The organism is Brucella haematophila, from assembly GCF_005938105.1.
Lineage (GTDB): Bacteria > Pseudomonadota > Alphaproteobacteria > Rhizobiales > Rhizobiaceae > Brucella > Brucella haematophila.
This window is the reverse complement of sequence record NZ_VCPE01000006.1, coordinates 47441-68803: the sequence shown is the minus strand read 5'-3', so window position 1 is coordinate 68803 and position 21363 is coordinate 47441. Positions and strand designations below refer to the sequence as shown.

The following is a 21363-nucleotide window of genomic DNA, read 5'->3' as shown; positions in this document are numbered from 1 at the left end:
ACGTCAGGCCGATTTATCGCCGATCGTGGGCCGTTTGACAATGATGTCAGGCGATAAGCATATCAAGAGAGTGGCGGGATAATGGCTGAGCGGCACCATTTGTTGTGAGGTATGTCTGTCCGAGCGTCATTGCAGCGCCGCTGTCGGAATCCATGATGATCATATGCGCGAAGAGCGTCATATCCGGCTGAATGCTCTCCGGATTGCCCGCATAGAACATTTGCGGGTCCATCCATGACGGTGTGAAGCGCGCGCCGACCGAGTAGCCGCAGGCATTCAGGCGGTGGCGTGTCAGCCCGTGTGCCTCCATGGTGCGGGCATGGGCGTCGAATACATCACCGAATGTTGAAGCCGGTGTCATCGCCGCCTCGACGGCTTCCAGCGCTTCGCGGGCCGCGTCGTAGAGCTTGACGTGATGTTCCGTCGGCTGACCGATCAGGATCGTGCGCATCATGGGCGCGTGATAATGGCGGAACACACCCGACCATTCGAGCGTGAGCTGGTCATTGGCATCGAGCGTGCGGCGACCGGATTTATAGCGGCAGAGCAGGGCGTCTTCGCCGGAACCGATGATATATTCATTGGCCGGATAGTCGCCGTCGCCGGCGAAATTGGCGCTCATCATCGCGGCCAGAATATCGGCTTCGCTTGCACCTGCGCGGGTGGTCTTCAGCGCGGCGTCGAGCGCGTCGTCACCCAGCTGCGCCGCGCGCCTGGCATAGGCGATTTCCGCCGGGCTTTTCAACAGGCGCAAGCGGTCCACCATGCCGGACGCATCGAACAATTTGGCAAAGCTCTGCAATTGCTCGTCGAGCCTGCGGGCATTCGCACCGGTGAGGCCGTGGGTTTGGTATTCGATGCCGATACGGCTGCCGAGCAGGTCAAGCTCGGTCAGGATAGTGCGCAGGTCCGCTGCCGGATTGGCATTGTCGCGGTCGGTCCAGACAACGATGTTCTCGATATTCGAGGTTTGGCGCGCCTGGCGCAAATCCGCCGAGCGCGTCATCAGCACCATCGAACCGTCGGCCTTCACCACAAGGCACTGGAAGAAGCAGAAGCCGAACGTGTCATAGCCCGTCAGCCAGTACATGCTTTCCTGTGCGAACAGCAGGAGAGCATCGAGCTTTTCCTCCTCCATCTTCAAGATCAGACGGTCGCGGCGTGCGGCGAATTCTTCCGGCTCGAAGTGAAGGGCCATGCGGTTCTCCTCAAATGGAATCTTTGGCAGCGACGATAGCAATGGCTGCAATCTGGCGTCCGTAATCTGGCTCTTTGCGGTGGGTGGTACGCCGGTAGGAATAGAACTGGTCTTCATCGGCATAGGTGCACTGGCGAAGGGAGCTGGCCTGTACGCCAGCCTTGGTCAGACGGTCGGTGATGAAGGTCCACAGATCGAAAAGCTTGTGATCAGGCTTGTCCGAGGCGCGGAAATAGCGCGCATAGGCGGGGTCCTTGCTAAGGAATTCTGCATAGAATTCCGGTCCGACTTCATAATTGTCGGGACCGATTGTCGGTCCAAGAACCGCAACGATGTTCTCACGCTTTGCGCCAAGACCGATCATGGCGTCGATGGTGTTTTCCAGCACACCGCTGAATGCGCCGCGCCAGCCCGCATGGGCGGAACCGATGACACCGGCCTCATGATCGGCAAACAGAACGGGACCGCAATCGGCAGACAGCGCGCCGAGCGCAATGCCCGGAACAGTCGTCACCATGGCATCGGCCTTGGGGCGTGGCGAATCGAAAGGCGCGGTCACATGCAGCACATCGGGCGAATGAACCTGATGCACGGTCAAAAGATGATCCGGCGCAACGCCAAGCGATTCTGCCACCCGGCGGCGGTTTTCCGCGACATGTTCGGCCACGTCATCCGATCCGGCACCGACATTCAGCCCGGCATAGATACCGTCCGAAACGCCGCCTTTGCGCGTGAAAAAGCCGTGCGCAATGCGCTTCCCGGCCTGACCGGCGGGCTTGTCGAGCAGAGGCGAGCGGAGCGGTTGCGGCGTGTCAGTCATGATGTATTGGCCTTGTTAGACCGAGCATGATCCGGAAAAATGGGAACCGGTTTTCCGAAAAGATCATGCTCAGACGAGTGGATCGGGATGGTGGGGGAGGCAGGTTGTCTTGTCAATTGCAGCTTTTTGAAGAGCAAATGACGGTCAGGCTGTCTCGAAAGGAATGAGACGGGTGTCGCGGTCGCTGAATGCCAGCACCTTGAACAAGGTGCCCATCTGATCGGGCGCTGCCAAACGCTCCACATCCTGCCGGATCTTTTCCTGAAAGGTGGAATCGCGCCCGGTGCCCAGACGGCCTGCGCGGTCAAGCAGCCCCATAGTCAGCAAAAATTCGCCTTGCGTCATGGCGCCGGTCTTGCAGCCAGTGGCGCGTGCAGCCTGCCCAAGAATGTCGAAATCGACATGGCTGGTCAGATCGGCAACGCCTGGATGGGCAAAAACATCGTCATAGGCGTGTTTGAGCATGGCTTGCAGCGTGTCGCCAAAGCCGGATTGCAGATGGCCATAATCGATGTTGAGTGCTGCGCCGCGCGTTTTTGCAATACGTTGCGCGATCTCCTGCAACAGTGCAGTGCGTGCCGGGGCCGCCTCGAAGATTGTGCCTTCGGGCGTCTGTGCATGGTCTTCCGGCAAAAGCGCCGGGTCGATCCCGCCCGCACCGCTGACGAAATGGAACTGATCCTGATCATCAAGCCCTATCAGCCGCTCCACGAAACGCCCATTGGACTTGACGAACTGGCGGAACGGGATGGCGTCGAACAGCTCATTCGATACGAGGATCAGCGGTACATCAGGCGTATCGGCGTCAACATCTGCAAAGCGTTCGAACCAGGTGACGGATACGCCCAAATCCGCCAGCTTTTGCTTCTGTTTCTCGACAAGGCGCGCGCTGGTCTCGACCATGGCGACACGCAGGCCCGGCAGCATTTGCGGCGCAAGCTTGCTGATCGTGCGCAGCATATCGCACATCAGCGTGCCGCGTCCGGGGCCGATTTCGCACAGCAGCGTGTTGGCAGGGCGACCAAGCGCGTCCCATTCCGCGACGCACCAGATGCCAATCAACTCGCCGAACATCTGGCTGACTTCAGGTGCGGTTATGAAATCGCCCTCGCGGCCAAAAGGTTCGCGTGTCGTGTAATAGCCGGATTCGCGGTCGCCCAGACAGGCGGCCATGTAATCGGCGACGCTGATCGGCCCCGTTGTGCCGATCAGCCGTTTCAGCCGGTCTTTCAGTGTCGTCTCAGGCATCTTTGGCAGCTGCGCGGTTGGCGCGCCACATGGCCCACAGGCCAATCAGCACCATCGGCACCGAAAGCACCATGCCCATGGTCAGCCAGCCACCGACCAGATAGCCGAGCTGTGCATCCGGCTCGCGGAAGAACTCGACCGCGATGCGGCTGAGGCCATAGCCGGTCACAAACGCGCCTGCGATGAATCCGGGCTTCTTCAGCTTGCGACCGACCCAGACCAGCAGGAACAAGACGAAGAACAGGACGAAACCTTCGAGGAAGGCTTCGTAAAGCTGGCTTGGATGGCGCGGCAGCGGTCCGCCATTCGGGAAATAGACAGCCCAAGGCGCATCGCTGACACGGCCCCAGAGTTCGGAATTGATGAAGTTTGCAACGCGCACCACGCCAAGACCGACCGGCACACCGGCAGCGACCACATCGAACATGCTCCAGACCTTGATGCCGCGGGAGCGGGCAAACAGGATCATGGCGATGGTGGTGCCGAGAATACCGCCATGGAACGACATGCCGCCGTCCCAGACCGCGGGAATGGCAATCGGATTGGAGATATAATAGGAGAAATTATAGAAGAGCACATAGCCGATGCGACCGCCCAGCACGACGCCGAGTGCTGCCCAGATGACGAAGTCGTCGAGGGCTTCGGGCGCCATGGGCGGCTGGTTATGCGCCCAGAGGCGATGGCTGCGCAGAAGCTTCTTGCCATACCACCACGCAAACATGATGCCGACGACATAGCCGAGCCCGTACCAGTGCACGGCCAGCGGTCCGATGGAAAAGATCACCGGGTCAATGTTCGGAAAGGCGAGGGCCGAAGCGGGCAGCAACGTCTCTATCATGAAATCACTCCATTTTGTGACGGAACATGCTGGACGAACCGGCAACGGTCAAGCTGTCCTGCTCCATGTCTGTAATTGCTTTCCAACACGATCACTTTCTATAGCTGCGCTTGCATCGGAACTGAGACGGCCCTATTTCCATTTTATGTTTTCAACAGGTCTCTCCTGGAAATAAGGAACGATTGCCATGACCAGCGGACAAAACCGGGTTCTCGATGAACTCGCCAAGCTTGTGACGGATGCGGCAGGCGCTGCGCAAGGCGTGCGCCGTGAAGTGGAAACGGCCCTGCGTTCGCAAAGCGAGCGCGTGCTCAACACGCTCGATGTGGTGCAGCGCGAAGACTTCGAAGCGGTGCGTGAAATGGCCATCAAGGCCCGCGCTGAAAATAGTGCGCTGCTGGCAAGAATCGAAGCACTTGAAGCACGTCTTGCCAGATTCGAAGGTGATTCCGATGCCAAACCGGCAAAATCGGCCTCCTCATCGGCAAAATCCAAAAATAATTCCTGATTATTTATTAACAGGCCGCGGGCGGTAAAAACCCTTGTCTTAGAGTCGCTTAAGGCAATGCTCGCGGCCAGCCCCTTTCATGTTTCCACATGCTTTCATGTCTCTTTTCTGAAAAGGGACTGGCGTTCAGATTCAGCATCAATAGACTGAAAACACTACATGATTCGAAGTGTGGTCATGTAGGCGGCGGCGAGGGGCTGTAGTTCTAGTTTTCGCGTCTTCAGGCTGCTTTCCAGTATCAGTTGCGTATGTGCGTGTGCCATTGAGGCGCTTGCATGCTGTTTGGCATGCCGGTTCCTCGACCGATCAATTCGTGCCTGTTTTTCTGCGCTTGGTTCTTGCGCGGTGGCGGGTGCGGGCGAGCAATTCTTGCGCGCCGGGAATTTGAGACATCCGGCTTGAGGGTGTCTCACAGAACAGGAAACGGACATGAGCCTTCTTGAGCTTGAATTCGCACGCGAGGCGCATCCGGTGGATGTGATCGAGCAGGTTGCGCATTCAAACGACTGGACATTCGAGCGGACTGGCGACGATGAAATCGCAATTTCGGTTGCGGGCAACTGGACTGACTATCACATCTCATTTTCCTGGATGGAAGATTTCGAGGCGCTGCATCTGGCTTGCGCATTCGACATCAAGGTGGCGGAGCCGCGTGTAAACGAGGTGATGCGCCTGCTTTCGCTGATCAACGAAAAGCTTCTTATGGGGCATTTCGATCTCTGGCAGCAGGAAGGCGCCATCATGTACCGCCAGTCGCTTTTGCTGGCAGGCGGTGCAGAGCCGACGAGCCGTCAGGTGGAAGTGCTGCTTGCCGCAGCGCTCGAAGCTTGCGAAACCTATTTCCAGGCCTTCCAGTTCGTGGTCTGGTCGGGTGTCAGTGCGCGCGAGTCGCTGGAAAGCGTCGTGTTCGAAACAGTCGGACGCGCCTGATCAGGGTCAACAGATAACCCGGCGGGACAAGCGCCGGGTTATGCATGGAATGACGAAAGCGGACGGATATGAGCGAAGACGCAACAATCACCTGGGCTGATTTCGAAAAGGTCGATATCCGTACGGGTACGATTGTGGAAGCGGTGCCCTTTCCGGAAGCGCGCAAGCCTGCCTACAAGCTGAAGATCGATTTCGGCGAGAAGATCGGCGTGAAAAAGTCTTCCGCACAGATCACCAAACATTATCAGGCGGAAGAGCTGATCGGCCGTCAGGTGCTGGCCGTGGTGAATTTTCCGCCGCGCCAGATCGGCCCGTTCATGTCGGAAGTGCTGACGCTGGGCCTGCCGGACGAAGCTGGCGAAGTCGTCCTCGCCGCCATCGACAAGAAAGTGCCAAACGGCGGCAAGCTCTATTAGAGCGCAATAATTTCACGATTAAAAACACGCGCCGTCGCTCCCTCTCCTGAGGAGGTTCCTGAGCTTGCGAAGGAACCGTCTCGAAGGACGAGGGGATTGGGTGCGTTTTTCCTCCCCCTTCGACAAGCTCAGGGTGAAAGAACGGCGTCAGTCCCTTGTTACGCCGGAATGTGAATGATGGCGCGAAGGCCACCGATCGGGGCGTCTGCCAGTGTAATGTCGCCGCCATGGCTGCGGGCAATATCGAGCGCGATGGCAAGGCCAAGACCGCCTGTGCCGCCCGAATCCTGCGTTCTGGCTTCATCCAGCCGCACGAAGGGCTTGAACACATCTTCGCGCCGATCCTCGGGAATGCCCGGTCCGTCGTCGTCCACCACGACTTTCAGCCAGCCGTCCTCATGTGAAATCGAAAGCTCGACATTCTGCGCATGGCGGAAAGCGTTGGACACCAGATTGCTGACCAAACGCGAGAAGGCGTTGGGGCGGACATGGATTTCACTGTCACCGTCGATGGAATATTTGAACCCGCGCTCGCGCAGGCGCGCTTCGTTTTCAAGCTTCTCGCACAGGCGCTTCACATCATAGCTTGCGGTTTCTTCCGCACCTTCGCCGCGCGCAAAGGCCAGATAACCCTCCAGCATGGTCTGCATATCGGCGATATCCTGATTGAGCGGCTCGACGTCAATCGAGTGCCCAGCCAGCGCCAATTGCAGTTTGAAGCGGGTGAGAATGGTCCGCAGATCGTGGCTGACGCCCGACAACATCGCCGTGCGCTGCTCGATCTGGCGCTCGATACGTGAACGCATCTGGATGAAGGCGATACCAGCCTTGCGCACTTCTTCCGCACCATGCGGCTTGAAACCTTCCGGCATAGAACGGCCCTTGCCGAAACTCTCGGCGGCGTCTGCCAGTTGCTGGATCGGCTTGATCTGGTTGCGCAGGAAGGCAATGGCGATAATGAGAAGCACAAGCGCGGTGCCGACCATCCAGGTCAGGAAGATGCCGGTATTGGACGCATAAGCCTGACTGCGGCGGGCGAAGACGCGCAGCACCTTGTCGTCGAGCTTGATGCGAATTTCGATCAGGTCGGAATCGCCCACCGTATCGACCCAGAAGGGCCGATTGATCTGGCGGGTGATCTCTTCGCTGAGGAAGTAATCCAGAATGGCGAAGAACGGCTTCGGCCCCGGTGCGGGCAGGGGATCGGGCGGCAGGATCGAGATATTGAGCGCCAGACGCTGCTGCGCGAGGCGGATCAGATTGTCGTAACCCGGTTCCTGCGGATAGGTTTCGAGAATGTCGATGATTGCCGAAATATCGCGCACGACAGCCGTCGAAAGCCGCTCGGTCACCATCTGCCAGTGCCGTTCCATGAACACATAAGCGATCACGGATTGCAGCAGGACCATCGGGGCGATGATGATGATAAGCGACCGCGCATAGAGGCCTTTCGGCATCCGGCGCGCCAGCCAGCGCGAGAGATTTTTCCAGAGCGTCATCGTCTCAGAACGTCCCAAACAGCGGCCGGTTGCGTCAAATCACAACTATTCGATGCTGAGCTTGTAGCCGATGCCACGCACAGTCTGGAGCCAGACCGGGTTGGCTGGGTCCTGCTCGATCTTGCGGCGGAGACGGTTGATCTGAACATCGATAGTGCGCTCGCCGACATCGCCGTCCTGTCCGGTCAATTCATGACGTGGAATGGTTTCTCCCGCGCGTTCCGCGAAGATTGCCATAATGTCCTGCTCGCGATCCGTGAGTTTGATGGTTTCGGTGCCCTTCTTCAATTCACGGCGTGGAATGAAGAATGTGTAAGGCCCGAACACGATCTGCTCGATCTTGGGCTGGGCAGGCGGTGCGCCACGGCGCAGAATATTGTTGATGCGCAGCGTCAGCTCGCGCGGATCGAACGGCTTGGGCAGATAATCGTCTGCGCCTGCCGACAGGCCGTCGATGCGGTTGTCGGTTTCCGACAGCGCGGTCAGCATCAGGATCGGTACATTCTTTTGTTCGCGCAGCGAGCGGGTCAGCGACACGCCGGTCTCGCCGGGCATCATTACGTCGAGAATCAGAAGGTCGAAGTCGATGCCTTCCAGCTTGCGGCGCGCTTCGGCAGCGCTTCCGGCAATGGTGACGCGGAAGCCGCTATTGGTCAGATATTGCGAAAGCAGGCTGCGGATTCGCGTGTCGTCATCGACAACGAGCAGATGCGGGGCGTCATCCGAGAGTGTTTTTTGTTCTTCTGCGGTCATGGCGTCTTTCGATCCCATTCAGTTTCTGTTCGCTGACGACACAGGGCCGTCGAACGCGCATATTATCGACTGGAATGTGGCACGTCTATTCGCTGTGTTTGCGTATATGTTTTTACACAAGCACTTAGTACTAACCGTCGTAACACTTGGTAGCCTGCCGGTTCTTCCTATCAAGACGGCTCTGTGCTGGAAAAAGCGTCGATCTGCGCACGGCGTTCCGGATTGACCATATTGTACAGGAAGCGTTCGATGACAGCGCGGTCCTGCGGGGCGCATCCCTCAAGGGCGCGGGCAATGCGATGCGACTGCGGCAAGGCGAGGGCGAGCGTCAGCTGGCGTCCGCTTTTCGTGGGGTAAAGCTTGCGGTGGCGGCGGTCGTGCAGGCCGGTTGCCTGAACCACATGGCCAGTATCGATCAGCTGCTTGAGAACGCGCGACAGGCTTTGCTTGGTGATGCGCAGAACTTCCAGAAGTTCGGCAACCGTCATGCCGGGCTTACGATTGATGAAGTAGAGCACGCGGTGATGCGCGCGGCCAAAGCTGATCTTTTCGAGAATGAGATCGGGGTCCGCGGTGAAATCGCGATAAGAAAAGAACAAGAGTTCGATAACGTTGAGATCGGCCGCCTCCTCGGCTGTCAACGGATTGCTTATATAATTCATGTCGTTCGTCGAATTCACATCGATGCTCCGTACTGCTGCGATAAATATGTCAGCATTATTGACATAATTCAACCGCCCAGATAATTTTCGATAAGCGTGAGCTGGCTTTTTGGAACAATGTTTACGCTGGCGCATGCTGGAGGAGAGATAATTACGCGACCGGGGTTTTCGATCACTGCTGTTAAGGCGGTGAAAGAAACGCTGCGACCGCAAAGTCCCGCGGATTGGGAGGATTATTTTTTGTCCATGCGTGCTCCATTAGAGTTTTGCGCAAAATCTTTGCCCAAGCTCTAAGCATTTCGCACCAAAAGGCCAGTATTCGCGCGGAAAAAGGCGCCTGTTTTGCCGGTAATATCGATTTAACCGGTGAAATGGGAATGCGGAGACGTTTGCCCGAGCAGAATCTGCCCTGAGACAGCGCCGCAAGGAAAACATTTAGGAGCAAGAAAATGGCTGCGATTCCATTCGATCAAAGGGACGGATATATCTGGTTGGACGGTGCATTCGTCGACTGGAAAGATGCAAAGATTCATGTCCTCACCCATGGCCTGCATTATGCAAGCACGGTTTTTGAGGGCGAGCGCGCTTATGGCGGCGAGATCTTCAAGCTGAACGAACATACCGAGCGCCTGCATGAATCTGCGCGGCTTCTTGGCTTTGCATTGCCTTACAGCGTGGCAGAGATCAACGAAGCCTGCCGGGCGCTGATCAAGAAGATGGGCTATGTCGATGCCTATGTGCGCCCGTTTGCCTGGCGCGGCTCGGACTCGCTCGGTGTTTCGGCGCAGAACAACCGGATTCACGTGGCAATTGCCTGCTGGGAATGGCCGAGCTATTTCTCGCCGGAAGAAAAGATGAAGGGCATTCGCCTCGACATCGCCGAATATTGCCGCCCGGACCCGCGCACGGCGCCGTCGAAGTCCAAGGCATCTGGCCTTTACATGATCTGCACGATCTCCAAGCATGCGGCCGAAGCCAAGGGCTATGCTGATGCACTGATGCTCGACTGGCGTGGCCAGGTTGCGGAAGCAACCGGTGCCAATGTGTTCTTCGTCAAGGACGGTGTGCTGCATACGCCGAAGCCGGATTGTTTCCTCGACGGCATCACCCGCCGCACGATCATCGATCTGGCCAAGCGTCGCGGCATCGAGGTCATCGAGCGTGCGATCATGCCGGAAGAAATGGCGGATTTCTCCGAATGCTTCCTGTGCGGCACGGCTGCCGAAGTTACACCCGTTTCGGAGATAGGTCAGTACCGGTTCAAGCCGGCTGAGATCACCAGCATATTAATGGATGCTTATACAGCGGAAGTGCAGCCAAAGCGCGAAGCGGCTGAGTGACTGGGTTTTGAACAGAAAAAGAGCGGCTTTCGGGCCGCTTTTTAGTTACTTTACTGCTTATTGTTTGACATTGTGAAGTTTCGGCTCAAGATTTTCATGCCGGAATCGCGTTGTTCCGGTATTGGAGCGGCCTCTGATCTGATCCTGTCAAATCGACGCTCTAATAATTGATCAGGCGCGCAAATATTCCGAAACCGTTCATTCTTTTCGGAATGCGCTCTAACAGAAATGGGGTGACGATTATGGAATCTCTATTGCCTATCATTCTCCAGCTGGTTGCCGGTGCTGTCGGTGGCAATATCGCTGGTGCCGTCAAGAACATCAGCCTTGGGACAACGGGTAACACCGTGGCTGGCGGTATTGGCGGTGTCATCCTCGGCCAGCTTCTTCCGATGCTCTCCGGCGGTGGTGTGGATTCGATGTTGAACGGCGCAATCGGCCAGCTTGCTGGCGGTGGCGTGGGCGGTATCGTTCTGACTGCAATCGTGGGGCTGATCAAGAATTCAATGGCCAGCAAGGCCTGAGGAATGCATTTGATGACCTGATGGAAACATCGGGTCGAGCAAGGATGCAAATTGAATAACAACCTGGAGCGCGCGCCAGTTTGCGTTCTGGGCAGATGCACAGTTTTCAGAGCCAACCGGTAAGACGAACTGTTTGAGAGGGATAAACGGACGGCCTGGCGCCGTCCGTTTTTTTGTAGTCTCATCCGGTGAGCGAGAAACGCGGCACAATGTGGTCGTGATCGGCCGTGGCGGTAGACCGTGAGGCTTGAGGGATTTTAGACCCTTTCCGTATGCGGCCAAGGCCACTATGTGTGGAACGACACAGGCGGCGGTTCGCGCGATCTTCGCCGATCTATATATGCGATGGAGTATCCAGCATGGGCCAGCTACAGGCGATTATCGTCCCCGTCACCCCGTTCCAGCAGAACTGCACCATTCTTTTCGACGGCGAGACCAAGAAGGGCGTTGTCATCGATCCGGGCGGCGATCTGCCGAAGATCGAGGAGGCGATCCAATCGCAAGGCATCGATGTGGAAGCCATCTGGATCACCCATGGCCATATCGACCATGCGGGCGCTGCGGCTGATCTGAAGGACAAGCTCGGCGTCGAGATTATCGGGCCGCATGTCGACGACCAGTTCCTGCTCGATAGTCTTGTGATGACAGGTCTCAAATATGGAATTGTCGACGGCGTGCGCAATGTGACGCCGGATCGCTGGCTGGAAGAGGGCGACAAGGTCACTGTCGCCGGGCATAGCTTCGACGTGTTCCATTGCCCCGGTCATTCGCCCGGTCATGTTGTCTTCTACAGTCCCGAAGCGCGTTTCGCGATTGTCGGCGATGTGCTGTTCAACGGTTCTGTCGGTCGCACCGATTTGCCGGGCGGCGACCATGATGCGCTGATCCGTTCGATCCGCGAGAAGCTTTTGCCGCTCGGCGACGATATCGGCTTTATCTGCGGCCACGGCCCGGGCGGACGGTTCGGCGAGGAACGCCGCAACAATCCATTCCTCATCGGAATGGCGTGAAAGATACAAAAAAGCCGCCCATTGGGCGGCTTTTTCATTTTCGATTGTGCGCTGAGAGCGGTCCCGGTTAAAGCGGAATCGTGGAACCGCTCTAACTATTTGTCTTAACGCAAAACCGCTACGCACTTTTGCTGGAAATGCTCTAGTTGGCGGTGCAGAAATGGTCGCGACCGTCATAACCGCGATAGGTGCCGGTATTCGGGTTGAACGACCGGTAACGGTCCGAACAATAATTGTACCAGCTGCGGCTCCACGGCTCAAAGCCTGCCTGACGGTAATAGGTTACCTGACGCGGCGGCGGAGGGGCCGGATAATATGCAGGCGGCGGGGGCGGTGCATCGTAAATCGGGGCTGGCTGCACATAGGTCGGCTGCGGCTGGCTCAGCGCGCTGCCGATCAGAGCGCCCGCTGCAAGACCAATCACACCGGCTGCAACGGCGTCACCATTGCCACGATGATGATGACGGCCCCAGTCACCGCCGCGATCCCAGCCCGGACGGCCCCATGAATCTGCCGAAGCGGAAGCAAGAGGAGCAGCAATCGCTGCCAGGGATGCAACGGCCAGAATGGTTGTCTTTGCAAATCGGTTCATTGTTCGCTCCTTTAGAAGCTTGACTGCAATTCCTCTGGTGCGGCACCTCAAAAGAGCCAGCACCAATCATGTATAATGGATTAACTCTCTCGACATGAATGGAGGCTGAACAATGGTGAAATAGGGCGCGAAGCCCTCAATCCCCGGTAAAATACGCGCAGTGTCTGTAACAATTCGGGGGCGGGATTTAAGGCGCGTTTGCCAATGTGCGGGGTGGGGCATGCCGTTCGCACAATGCTTTCAGTTAGTTGCGCTGACCGCTCTGATTTGCCTGCGAGGATAGTCTCGGGATGAGAGTTGGCTGGACTGCCAATGCGGCACGCTCAATGTGTTTGCGGAAATTCGGGCAATAAAAAACCCCGGTGTGAACCGGGGTCATAATTGGTATTCAGAACAATCAGCCGGTAACGGTGATGTTCACGGCCTTAGGGCCCTTGCCGCGACGATCCGGTTCCGTCTCGTAGGAAACCTTCTGATTGTCTGCGAGGCCCGTCAGGCCCGAAGCCTGGACGGCAGAGATGTGCACGAAGATATCCGCGCCGCCATCATCCGGCTTGATGAAACCAAAGCCTTTTTCGGTATTGAAGAATTTGACCAGTCCGGTCTGTGCCATTGGATCCGTTCCTTTTCCTTGGCGCCACCGTTTCTTTCGAAACGATGGAATTATATCTTCTGCCGAGCGCACCACACACCCGACAGAGGGTCATGCAGGCAGTTCTCGACTTAGGGAAGGAACCGATCATTGCCTGGGTATCCCCAGACCCGGAACTTATAGCGGCCCCGGCACGCCGTTCTTCCAGTCTTCCATTTGTTCGCTAAATGCCCGAACGAGTGGAGACTGATCTATGACGCGAATTTTGGCAAGCGAATTCTTTGCGCCCATGATCTTTTGTTATCTTTGAACCGGATTGGTCGCCAATTTTTCCGATTATTTCTAGAATTTCTATAGCTATATACCGAAATAGAACAGGCTATCCTTGATATATAAGAGATCTTTTAGAGATGCCGCCTGTTTAAACGCGCGGATTTAATTGAATAGATTAATAGAGCACGCGGTCGTGGCGGGCACAAAGATGGTTGCCCCTTTGGGTGGCAGCTAGTGGTCTGATTCCAACATTTGCATCCCTGGGTTCCAAGCGCTGAGCAAATGTTGGAATCTAAAAGACCACTAGGAAGTATATGTATCTAGTGGATTTTTCGAATTTGACGTTTGAAACAGCATCTATTTCAGCCGGGATTCAAACGTCAAATTCAATCCACTAGCGGTTGCGCGAGACAATGCATGCGCCGCCGGCTGCGCGCAACTTGCTACAAATACCATCGGCTTCTGCCCTGCTATTGGCGCCAATCCGCACCGCATAGATGCCGCGCCGCCCCATCGGGGTGCGAATGCGGCTGATGACGGGGTCGTGCCCGCTCAGTACGGATGCGAATTGCTTGCGCAGCCGGCTCCATTGATTCACTGCCGCGCTGCGACGGAAATTGCCAGCGACCTGTATACCCCATGGCTTTGGTTTGACACGCGACATAGGAATCGTCGCCGAGCGAATGATCGGCAGGCGGCGGCAGGCCTCGGCAAAGGAGCGCCCCGAATCAAGCGGCCGGGTCTGTACCTCCTTGCCGGACGCAAAGTCGTCTGCGGGAGCGCCGGTGATATCGAGCACATAATCCTCGGTTTCAAGCGGCAGGAAGCCGCCCGAACGCATCCAGCTTGAGACGCGGCCCGCGCCCGCATTATAGGCAGCGGCGGCCAGACCCCAATTGCCGAAGGCCTGTTTGAGATCGAACAGAAAACTGGCGGAGGCGGGGATGGCCTGCTCGATGTCGAACGGGTCGGCGAGACCTCGCTCTTTCGCCGTATAGGGCATGAACTGGGCAATGCCCTGTGCACCAACCGGGCTGACGGCCTGATGATCGAACCGGCTTTCCTTCCAGATCAGGCGGGCGAAGAAATCCTTCGGTATGCCGTGCCTGATGGCGCTGGTCTCGATCAGTTGACAGATGCGGTTAACGCCCGGCACCTTCTTTTCCGGTGGCAGGGGCGGTGCCGATATGCGCGGATCGGGTTCGCTATAACTTGTCGGTGCAGTTTCTGCATCGGCAGGCATGATTGAAAGCGGGACGATCAGGAACGATGCCGCCAGAAAAGTTCCGAAACGCCGCATGTCGTCTTTCTGTTCGCTTTTGCCCCATAGCCAGACCCGGATTGTTCGGGCTGCACACTTTATTGCAGAGTAACGCAACTTGGCGACTTGTCGAGAGACGCGCCCGCTAATCTTCCCATTTAAATCTTGCCGTTCGGAGCAACTGCTCCATTCTAGATGAGGCAAAGACGGATATCGGTTTCTGGAGAGGAGGAAACATGGTGAGGGGTTTGTCGTGGACCGGTTTGATTGCCGGTATGATGTTGTTGACCGGCTGTGTGGCGGAAGGCGGACCTGATCACAGGCCGTCGCCGATCCGGCCCGGTAATCCGGGCCATGTGCAGGCCTGTCCGATGATTTATTCACCCGTCTGCGGCGAGCGCCGGGGTGTCCGCCAGACCTTCGGCAATGCATGTTCCGCACGGGCTGAGGGGTTCCGCGTGGTGTCGAACGGTCAGTGTAGCGGTCGCCCGGGCAATGGCTGGAACGGTCCCGGCGTCGGTCCGGCCCGTCCGCCACAGCATGGGACGCGGCCCGGTATGGGCGCGTGTACACGAGAATATGCGCCTGTTTGCGCAAGGCGCGGCAGTGAACGGCGCACCTTCTCCAATCGCTGCGAGGCGGAACGCGCAGGTTTCCGCGTTTCGGGCAGCGGTCGTTGTTGAGCTGAACGGGGAGGCGGATCAGCGTTTCAGCGGCTCCGCCTCTCTATACCGCAAGGCGTCAACGAGCAGCGCGAAGGCCGGGGAGGATTGTCTCCGGCTTGGATAATAGAGATGAAAGCCCGGAAAGGGCGGGCACCAGTCTTCCAGCACGCGCACCAGCGTGCCATCGGCCAGACCGTCCTGCATGTAGTCTTCCGGCAGGCTGGCGAGGCCGAACCCGGCCTTGGCGGCTTCGACAATCATGGGTGGGGAATTGAGAATGAGCTGGCCTTCGACGCGCACCTTGAGTTCGCGCCCGTTCTTCTCGAATTCCCACGCGTAAAGCCCGCCATAGGTGAGCAGTCGCAGATTGATGCAACGATGCGCGGTCAGTTCCTGCGGGGTGCGCGGGGCCGGGTGATTTTTGAAATAGGACGGCGCGCCGACCACGGCCATGCGCATGTCAGGACCGATGGGCACGGCGATCATGTCCTGTGCGATCTGCTCGCCAAGGCGAATACCGGCGTCATACCGGTCGGCTACGATGTCGCGAAGCCCGGAATCGATGGCCACTTCGACGTGAATATCCGGATAGTCCGGCAGAAGGCGTTCCAGTACCGGCCACAGAATGGACTGCGCCGCATGATCGGAGGTGGTGATGCGAATGGTTCCGGCAGGCTTGTCGCGCAACTCGCTCAAGGCGTCGAGTTCGGTTTCGATCTCCTCGAAGCGCGGGCCAATGGTGCGCAGCAGCCTTTCGCCAGCCTCTGTCGGCGAGACGCTGCGGGTGGTGCGGGTCAGGAGGCGCAGCCCAAGCCGCTCCTCCAGCCCGCGCATTGTGTGGCTCAGCGCCGATTGGGAAACGCCGAGCTTTGCCGCCGCACGGGTGAAACTGCCCTCGCGGGCAATGGCCAGAAAAGCCAGCAGATCGTGAATATTGTCGCGCCGCATTGATGAATCCGTCTCATGAGTTCATGCCGATTATAGTGTCTAATCATCGGGGACAGAAGTTTTTAAGTTTGCCGCGATTTCAGGCGGGTAAGAAAGGAAACATATCATGCAAATCAAGCGCATCGGGTCTCAGCCTTCGACCAAGGGTTCCGCCGATTATTTCACCGGCACCGTTCGCCTCGACATGCCGTTCAGCACCACAGCACCGGCGCGCGTCGGCGGCGCTACCGTGTCGTTCGAACCGGGCGCGCGCACGGCCTGGCACACGCATCCATTGGGCCAGACGGTGATTGTTACCGCTGGCCTTGGCTGGGCGCAGCGCGAAGGCGGCCCGGTCGAGGAAATCCGTCCCGGAGATATCGTCTGGTTCGAACCGGGCGAAAGGCATTGGCACGGCGCGACGGCCACCACAGCCATGACCCATATTGCCATAGCGGAAGCGCTCGACGGCAAGGTCGTGGACTGGCTGGAACATGTCAGCGACGAAGATTATCGCGTATAAGGATATTGACCATGAAAAAGAGATTATTGGGCCGCAGCGGCCTTGAGGTTTCAGCCATTGGCCTTGGCTGCATGGGGCTTAGTTACGGTTATGGTCCCGCCGTGGACAGGCCACAGGCTGTCGGGCTGATCAGAGCCGCCTTCGACAAGGGCGTGACTTTTTTCGATACGGCTGAAGCTTACGGGCCTTATGTCAATGAGGATGTTCTGGGCGAGGCGCTGGCGCCGATCCGCGACCGGGTGGTGATTGCCACCAAATTCGGCTTCGAATTCGATGATAAAGGTGGCCAGAGCGGCATGAACAGCCGTCCCGAGCACATCCGTGCTGTCGCGGAAGCATCGCTGAAGCGGCTCAAGACGGATGTGATCGACCTTTTCTACCAGCATCGCGTCGACCCGGCGACACCCATCGAGGATGTGGCCGGAACGGTTCGTGATCTGATCAAGGAAGGTAAGGTGAAGCACTTCGGCCTTTCCGAAGCCGGTCCGCAAACCATCCGGCGCGCCCATGCCGTTCAGCCAGTCACAGCACTGCAAAGCGAATATTCGCTGTGGTGGCGCGAGCCGGAACGGGAAATTCTGCCGCTTCTGGAAGAACTGGGCATCGGCTTTGTTCCGTTCAGCCCGCTCGGCAAAGGATTTCTGACCGGAGCCATCGACAGCAAAACGAGCTTTGCTGCCAATGATTTCCGCAATGTTGTGCCTCGTTTTTCAACGGAAGCGCGGGATGCCAATCAGGCGCTGGTCGACCTGCTCGGCCAGATTGCGGAAGCCAAAGACGTCACGCGTGCCCAGATCGCGATTGCGTGGTTGCTGGCGCAGAAGCCATGGATCGTGCCCATTCCCGGTACGACCAAGCTGCATCGTCTGGAAGAGAATCTCGGCGCGGCCAATGTGGAACTGAATGCCGACGATCTGAACCGCATCGAAGCAGCGCTTTCCGACATCACCGTGCAGGGCGACCGCTATCCGGCGCATTTGCAGCAGCGTGTCGATCGGTAAAGACGTTTAAAAGGAGCTAAGACCATGCAGGGAATTCAGGACAAGGTTGTTGTCATCACCGGTGCAAGCAGTGGTCTGGGGGAAGCCTCGGCGCGGCGGCTGGCCGAAGGCGGAGCCAAGCTTGTGCTCGGCGCGCGGCGCCTCGACAGGCTACAGGCGCTGGCCAATGAGCTGAAACTGGGCGAGGGCGCGGTTCTGCATACGGATGTGACCGACCGCATTCAAGTGCAGCGTCTGGTCGATCAGGCCGTGAAACTGCACGGCCGTGTCGATGTGCTCATCAACAATGCCGGGCTGATGCCGCATTCACTGCTCGAAATGGGCAAGGTGGATGACTGGGATCGCATGATCGACGTCAATATCAAGGGCGTGCTCTATGGTATCGCTGCCGCTCTGCCGCATATGCGCAAGCAGAAGAGTGGCCACATCATCAATGTCTCGTCAGTGGCGGGGCATAAGGTGGGGCCGGGCGGCGCCGTCTATTCGGCAACCAAACATGCGGTGCGGGTCATTTCCGAAGGACTGCGTCAGGAAGTGAAGCCCTACAACATCCGCACGACGATCATATCGCCGGGTGCGGTGGCGACGGAGCTTCCCAACAGCGTCACGGACCCGCAGCAGGCCGAACGCGTGAAAGCACTTTACGACAATGTGGCTATTCCTGCGGATTCTTTCGCGTCTACAGTGGTTTTCGCGATGAGCCAGCCGGACAATGTGGACATCAACGAAATCCTGTTCCGTCCAACTGCGCAGGAATATTGATCGAAAACGAAAACGAAAACGGGTCCTGCATTTTTGGTGCAGGACCCGTTTCTTATCTTCCCGGACGACCGGTCTTGCCGGGTCTCCGTTTCTTGCGGGATACTTCCGCCGGGTCTTCATAAGAACCGATACCGGCGCGCTCGCGGCGGACTGCCGCTTCTCCACCAGTCGGAACCTCCGTCCGCTTCACGGTCATTTCATCCAGCGTATTCTTGCGGAACTTCGTTTCCGGTGCTGCGGGCAGGGGGCCTTCGTGGCGTGGCTTTGCCATGTCCGTGCCTGGTCCCATATTGTCGAGCGACGGCTTCTGGAATAGCGATTTGCCGCCGGTGTCATCCACAGTGCGATGCGCCTTGCGCCCGGCATTATGGCGGCCCTTGGTGCGTCCCGTAACCGGGCTTTCCAGTTCCACTTCGCGCGCCAGCGGATCGTCGGCAATGGCCAGTTCGGTCTCGCGCAGGCGTTTGATCTCGTCGCGTAGCCGTGCGGCCTTTTCGAAGTCGAGATCGGCGGCGGAGTCGCGCATCTGCTTTTCCAGATATTCCAGATGGGCCTGTAGATTGTTGCCCATCATGCCGCCTTCTTCGGCAAAGCCTGAAATGTCGGCGCGGACATGGTCGCGTTCGTAGACCGAGTTCAGAATGTCCGAAATATTCTTCTTCACCGAAGCCGGTGTGATGCCATGCTCTTCGTTATAGGCGACCTGCTTTTCGCGGCGGCGGCTGGTTTCGTCCATAGCGCGCTGCATCGAGCCGGTAATATTGTCGGCGTAGAGAATAACCTTGCCGTCCACGTTACGAGCGGCACGGCCAATGGTCTGGACCAGTGAGGTTTCGGACCGCAGGAAGCCTTCCTTGTCGGCATCGAGAATGGCCACAAAGCCGCATTCTGGAATGTCGAGACCTTCACGCAGCAGGTTGATACCCACCAGCACGTCGAATGCGCCAAGGCGCAGATCGCGGATAATCTCGATACGCTCCAGCGTGTCGATATCCGAGTGCATGTAGCGCACACGCACGCCCTGTTCGTGCAGATATTCGGTCAGGTCTTCCGCCATGCGCTTGGTCAAAACCGTGACCAGCGTGCGGTAACCCTTCTTCGCCGTGTCGCGGATTTCGCCGAGCACGTCATCGACCTGCGTCTTGGCGGGGCGAATTTCCACCGGCGGATCGATAAGGCCGGTCGGACGAATAACCTGTTCGGCAAAAACGCCGCCCGCTTCTTCCATTTCCCAGCCGCCCGGCGTCGCCGAAACGGCAATGGTCTGCGGACGCATGGCGTCCCATTCCTCGAAGCGGAGCGGACGGTTGTCCATGCAGGACGGCAGACGGAAGCCATATTCGGCCAGCGTCGCCTTGCGCCTGAAGTCGCCGCGATACATGCCGCCGATCTGCGGCACGGTGACGTGGCTTTCGTCGATGAAAACCAGTGCATTGTCCGGAATATATTCGAACAGCGTCGGCGGCGGTTCGCCGGGATTGCGACCGGTCAGATAACGTGAATAGTTTTCGATGCCGGCGCAGGAGCCGGTTGCTTCCAGCATTTCAAGATCGAAAGTCGTGCGCTGTTCCAGCCGCTGTGCTTCCAGCAGACGCCCGGCATTGTTCAGCTCGACAAGGCGATGCTTCAGCTCTTCCTTGATCGACTTGATGGCTTGGTTCAGCGTCGGGCGCGGCGTGACATAGTGCGAATTCGCGTAGATCTTGACCGATTTCAGGTCGCCGGTCTTGTGGCCGGTGAGGGGGTCGAATTCGGTGATGGTCTCGATTTCGTCGCCGAACAGCGAAATACGCCAAGCCCGATCTTCCAAGTGGGCCGGGAAAAGCTCAATCGTATCGCCGCGCACGCGGAACGAGCCGCGCACGAAATTGATATCCTGCCGCTTATATTGCTGGGCCACGAGATCGGCGAGCAATTGCCGCTGGTCGAGCCGGTCGCCGATCTTCATTTCGAAGGTCATGGCCGTATAGGTTTCAACCGAACCGATACCGTAGATGCACGAGACCGAAGCGACGATGATCACGTCGTCGCGTTCGAGAAGCGCACGCGTGGCCGAGTGGCGCATACGGTCGATCTGCTCGTTGATCGAGGATTCTTTCTCGATATAGGTGTCCGAGCGCGGCACATAGGCTTCCGGCTGGTAGTAGTCGTAATAGGAGACGAAATACTCGACCGCATTGTTCGGGAAGAAGCTCTTGAACTCGCCGTAAAGCTGCGCCGCCAGCGTCTTGTTGGGCGCAAGGATCAGGGCCGGGCGCTGGGTTTCCTGAATGACCTTTGCCATGGTGAAGGTCTTGCCGGAGCCGGTGACGCCGAGCAGCACCTGCGTGCGGTCGTCATTGGTCAGCCCTTCGACCAGATCATGGATGGCCGTCGGCTGGTCGCCGGACGGTTCAAACGGCGTTTCCATCTCGATAGAAATGCCGCCTTCGGATTTTTCCGGGCGGGCCGGGCGGTGCGGCGTCCAGAGCTGACCGTTCTTGAACAGCGGATTGCCGGATTCGATCAGATCGGACAGCGCCTTGACGGTTGCTGTCGCACCCGACGCATTGAGCCCGGCAGCATCTTCCAGACTGATATCCAGCCCGGCAACCGGATTGAGGCCTGCGGCTGCGCGCTCCTTCGCGGAAGCCGCGCCGCCCATCGACGTGCCGCGACCGCTGCGCGTTGCTTCCTTGCTGCGTTCGGGAATCTTCTTCGGCGTCTTGGCTGATTTCGAGGCCTTGGCGGCAGGCTTTGTCGCTTCGTCGCCAATCTCCTTCGCCCAGTCGGCGATGGAGCCGCTGAGCGGCGCGCCCGAGTATTCGGCCTGAGGCTTTTCGCCGAAACCGTCAGAATGAGGCATTTCGCCAAAGCCGTCGGCCGTGTCGTGCGAATCCTGCGTGTATTTGTTCTTGGAAGAAGCCATGTCGCTAATATGGAATTTCGCCATGCAAATGAAAAGAGCATGGCAGTAGAATCCCACTTGTTGCCGGTTTCTGCCGGTCGGCTCCTGACAGAAGGTTGTCAGGAAGTCGGGCA

At 58.0% G+C, this 21363-nt stretch carries 22 protein-coding genes; 10 read left to right on the top strand and 12 right to left on the bottom strand.

Translation table 11 applies throughout. The features are described 5' to 3' along the window. Positions 1-46: 46 nt before the first annotated feature. From FGI60_RS11230 to lgt, 4 genes are all read right to left on the bottom strand, one after another. A complete protein-coding gene (locus FGI60_RS11230) occupies positions 47-1198 on the bottom strand; it encodes a M24 family metallopeptidase (protein ID WP_138785249.1) in 1152 nt (383 codons plus the stop codon). Between the two features lie 10 nt (positions 1199-1208). Beyond that, entirely contained in the window at positions 1209-2018 is an 810-nt protein-coding gene (gene pgeF / locus FGI60_RS11225) for a peptidoglycan editing factor PgeF (protein ID WP_138785248.1), read from the bottom strand. Positions 2019-2162: 144 nt separating this feature from the next. Next, positions 2163-3266 carry a class I SAM-dependent methyltransferase gene (locus FGI60_RS11215; RefSeq protein ID WP_138785247.1) on the bottom strand — a complete coding sequence of 368 codons (1104 nt, stop codon included), beginning with the start codon at positions 3264-3266 and terminating at the stop codon, positions 2163-2165. Then, complete coding sequence (lgt, locus tag FGI60_RS11210) at positions 3259-4104, bottom strand: prolipoprotein diacylglyceryl transferase (protein ID WP_138785246.1); 846 nt, start codon at positions 4102-4104, stop codon at positions 3259-3261. The genes FGI60_RS11215 and lgt overlap by 8 nt, the downstream gene beginning before the upstream one ends. A gap of 187 nt (positions 4105-4291) precedes the next feature. Here lgt and FGI60_RS11205 point away from each other — a divergent pair, with 187 nt between their 5' ends. From FGI60_RS11205 to FGI60_RS11195, 3 genes are all read left to right on the top strand, one after another. Further along, entirely contained in the window at positions 4292-4612 is a 321-nt protein-coding gene (locus FGI60_RS11205; RefSeq protein WP_078338737.1) for an accessory factor UbiK family protein, read from the top strand. A 429-nt stretch (positions 4613-5041) separates the two neighbouring features. Continuing rightward, positions 5042-5542: a type III secretion system chaperone family protein gene (locus FGI60_RS11200; RefSeq protein ID WP_078338736.1), complete on the top strand. Its 501-nt coding sequence runs from the start codon at positions 5042-5044 to the stop codon at positions 5540-5542. A 68-nt stretch (positions 5543-5610) separates the two neighbouring features. After that, positions 5611-5958, top strand: a complete 348-nt coding sequence (locus tag FGI60_RS11195; RefSeq protein WP_078338735.1) for a tRNA-binding protein — start codon at positions 5611-5613, stop codon at positions 5956-5958. A 158-nt stretch (positions 5959-6116) separates the two neighbouring features. Here FGI60_RS11195 and FGI60_RS11190 read toward each other — a convergent pair whose 3' ends face one another. From FGI60_RS11190 to FGI60_RS11180, 3 genes are all read right to left on the bottom strand, one after another. Continuing rightward, on the bottom strand, positions 6117-7457 hold the full coding sequence (locus FGI60_RS11190; RefSeq protein ID WP_138785245.1) for an ATP-binding protein: 1341 nt from the start codon (positions 7455-7457) through the stop codon (positions 6117-6119). A gap of 45 nt (positions 7458-7502) precedes the next feature. Further along, positions 7503-8210 carry a response regulator gene (locus FGI60_RS11185; protein WP_078338733.1) on the bottom strand — a complete coding sequence of 236 codons (708 nt, stop codon included), beginning with the start codon at positions 8208-8210 and terminating at the stop codon, positions 7503-7505. A gap of 170 nt (positions 8211-8380) precedes the next feature. Continuing rightward, positions 8381-8890 carry a MarR family winged helix-turn-helix transcriptional regulator gene (locus FGI60_RS11180; protein WP_151591923.1) on the bottom strand — a complete coding sequence of 170 codons (510 nt, stop codon included), beginning with the start codon at positions 8888-8890 and terminating at the stop codon, positions 8381-8383. Between the two features lie 431 nt (positions 8891-9321). Here FGI60_RS11180 and FGI60_RS11175 point away from each other — a divergent pair, with 431 nt between their 5' ends. From FGI60_RS11175 to FGI60_RS11165, 3 genes are all read left to right on the top strand, one after another. After that, positions 9322-10212: a branched-chain amino acid aminotransferase gene (locus tag FGI60_RS11175; RefSeq protein ID WP_138785244.1), complete on the top strand. Its 891-nt coding sequence runs from the start codon at positions 9322-9324 to the stop codon at positions 10210-10212. Positions 10213-10454: 242 nt separating this feature from the next. Continuing rightward, the gene (locus FGI60_RS11170; protein ID WP_078338731.1) at positions 10455-10736 is read left to right on the top strand and encodes a hypothetical protein; all 282 of its coding nucleotides are present in this window, start codon (positions 10455-10457) and stop codon (positions 10734-10736) included. Positions 10737-11095: 359 nt separating this feature from the next. Beyond that, positions 11096-11746, top strand: a complete 651-nt coding sequence (locus FGI60_RS11165; RefSeq protein WP_138785243.1) for an MBL fold metallo-hydrolase — start codon at positions 11096-11098, stop codon at positions 11744-11746. 142 nt (positions 11747-11888) lie between these two features. Here FGI60_RS11165 and FGI60_RS11160 read toward each other — a convergent pair whose 3' ends face one another. The 3 genes from FGI60_RS11160 to FGI60_RS11150 all read right to left on the bottom strand — a co-directional run bounded on the left by FGI60_RS11160 (position 11889) and on the right by FGI60_RS11150 (position 14446). Further along, positions 11889-12338, bottom strand: a complete 450-nt coding sequence (locus FGI60_RS11160; RefSeq protein WP_078338729.1) for a BA14K family protein — start codon at positions 12336-12338, stop codon at positions 11889-11891. Between the two features lie 397 nt (positions 12339-12735). Then, on the bottom strand, positions 12736-12951 hold the full coding sequence (locus tag FGI60_RS11155) for a cold-shock protein (protein WP_010659637.1): 216 nt from the start codon (positions 12949-12951) through the stop codon (positions 12736-12738). 646 nt (positions 12952-13597) lie between these two features. After that, positions 13598-14446, bottom strand: coding sequence for a transglycosylase SLT domain-containing protein (locus tag FGI60_RS11150; protein WP_138785448.1), 849 nt, complete (start codon positions 14444-14446; stop codon positions 13598-13600). 254 nt (positions 14447-14700) lie between these two features. On the opposite strand from FGI60_RS11150, the gene FGI60_RS11145 reads away from it, so the two are divergent. After that, positions 14701-15147 carry a Kazal-type serine protease inhibitor family protein gene (locus FGI60_RS11145; RefSeq protein WP_138785242.1) on the top strand — a complete coding sequence of 149 codons (447 nt, stop codon included), beginning with the start codon at positions 14701-14703 and terminating at the stop codon, positions 15145-15147. A gap of 18 nt (positions 15148-15165) precedes the next feature. Here the strand turns inward: FGI60_RS11145 and FGI60_RS11140 are convergent, their stop codons facing one another. Further along, positions 15166-16077 (bottom strand): LysR family transcriptional regulator, encoded by a 912-nt coding sequence (locus tag FGI60_RS11140; protein ID WP_138785241.1) that lies wholly within the window; start codon positions 16075-16077, stop codon positions 15166-15168. A gap of 106 nt (positions 16078-16183) precedes the next feature. On the opposite strand from FGI60_RS11140, the gene FGI60_RS11135 reads away from it, so the two are divergent. Genes FGI60_RS11135 through FGI60_RS11125 form a run of 3 tightly spaced genes read left to right on the top strand, consistent with a single transcriptional unit; the run spans position 16184 to position 18342 of the window. Further along, a complete protein-coding gene (locus tag FGI60_RS11135; protein ID WP_138785240.1) occupies positions 16184-16579 on the top strand; it encodes a (R)-mandelonitrile lyase in 396 nt (131 codons plus the stop codon). Positions 16580-16590: 11 nt separating this feature from the next. Beyond that, positions 16591-17580, top strand: a complete 990-nt coding sequence (locus FGI60_RS11130; RefSeq protein ID WP_138785239.1) for an aldo/keto reductase — start codon at positions 16591-16593, stop codon at positions 17578-17580. 24 nt (positions 17581-17604) lie between these two features. Further along, on the top strand, positions 17605-18342 hold the full coding sequence (locus tag FGI60_RS11125) for an SDR family oxidoreductase (protein ID WP_138785238.1): 738 nt from the start codon (positions 17605-17607) through the stop codon (positions 18340-18342). Positions 18343-18394: 52 nt separating this feature from the next. On the opposite strand, the gene uvrB is transcribed toward FGI60_RS11125, so the two are convergent. Beyond that, positions 18395-21250 carry an excinuclease ABC subunit UvrB gene (gene uvrB / locus FGI60_RS11120; RefSeq protein WP_138785237.1) on the bottom strand — a complete coding sequence of 952 codons (2856 nt, stop codon included), beginning with the start codon at positions 21248-21250 and terminating at the stop codon, positions 18395-18397. Between the last annotated feature and the right edge of the window lie 113 nt (positions 21251-21363).

Coding starts and splice junctions, on each gene's coding strand:
- FGI60_RS11230 (WP_138785249.1), bottom strand. CDS start 1,198: ATGGCCCTTCACTTCGAGCCGGAAGAATTCGCCGCACGCCGCGACCGT.
- pgeF (WP_138785248.1), bottom strand. CDS start 2,018: ATGACTGACACGCCGCAACCGCTCCGCTCGCCTCTGCTCGACAAGCCC.
- FGI60_RS11215 (WP_138785247.1), bottom strand. CDS start 3,266: ATGCCTGAGACGACACTGAAAGACCGGCTGAAACGGCTGATCGGCACA.
- lgt (WP_138785246.1), bottom strand. CDS start 4,104: ATGATAGAGACGTTGCTGCCCGCTTCGGCCCTCGCCTTTCCGAACATT.
- FGI60_RS11205 (WP_078338737.1), top strand. CDS start 4,292: ATGACCAGCGGACAAAACCGGGTTCTCGATGAACTCGCCAAGCTTGTG.
- FGI60_RS11200 (WP_078338736.1), top strand. CDS start 5,042: ATGAGCCTTCTTGAGCTTGAATTCGCACGCGAGGCGCATCCGGTGGAT.
- FGI60_RS11195 (WP_078338735.1), top strand. CDS start 5,611: ATGAGCGAAGACGCAACAATCACCTGGGCTGATTTCGAAAAGGTCGAT.
- FGI60_RS11190 (WP_138785245.1), bottom strand. CDS start 7,457: ATGACGCTCTGGAAAAATCTCTCGCGCTGGCTGGCGCGCCGGATGCCG.
- FGI60_RS11185 (WP_078338733.1), bottom strand. CDS start 8,210: ATGACCGCAGAAGAACAAAAAACACTCTCGGATGACGCCCCGCATCTG.
- FGI60_RS11175 (WP_138785244.1), top strand. CDS start 9,322: ATGGCTGCGATTCCATTCGATCAAAGGGACGGATATATCTGGTTGGAC.
- FGI60_RS11170 (WP_078338731.1), top strand. CDS start 10,455: ATGGAATCTCTATTGCCTATCATTCTCCAGCTGGTTGCCGGTGCTGTC.
- FGI60_RS11165 (WP_138785243.1), top strand. CDS start 11,096: ATGGGCCAGCTACAGGCGATTATCGTCCCCGTCACCCCGTTCCAGCAG.
- FGI60_RS11160 (WP_078338729.1), bottom strand. CDS start 12,338: ATGAACCGATTTGCAAAGACAACCATTCTGGCCGTTGCATCCCTGGCA.
- FGI60_RS11155 (WP_010659637.1), bottom strand. CDS start 12,951: ATGGCACAGACCGGACTGGTCAAATTCTTCAATACCGAAAAAGGCTTT.
- FGI60_RS11150 (WP_138785448.1), bottom strand. CDS start 14,446: ATGCCTGCCGATGCAGAAACTGCACCGACAAGTTATAGCGAACCCGAT.
- FGI60_RS11145 (WP_138785242.1), top strand. CDS start 14,701: ATGGTGAGGGGTTTGTCGTGGACCGGTTTGATTGCCGGTATGATGTTG.
- FGI60_RS11140 (WP_138785241.1), bottom strand. CDS start 16,077: ATGCGGCGCGACAATATTCACGATCTGCTGGCTTTTCTGGCCATTGCC.
- FGI60_RS11135 (WP_138785240.1), top strand. CDS start 16,184: ATGCAAATCAAGCGCATCGGGTCTCAGCCTTCGACCAAGGGTTCCGCC.
- FGI60_RS11130 (WP_138785239.1), top strand. CDS start 16,591: ATGAAAAAGAGATTATTGGGCCGCAGCGGCCTTGAGGTTTCAGCCATT.
- FGI60_RS11125 (WP_138785238.1), top strand. CDS start 17,605: ATGCAGGGAATTCAGGACAAGGTTGTTGTCATCACCGGTGCAAGCAGT.
- uvrB (WP_138785237.1), bottom strand. CDS start 21,250: ATGGCTTCTTCCAAGAACAAATACACGCAGGATTCGCACGACACGGCC.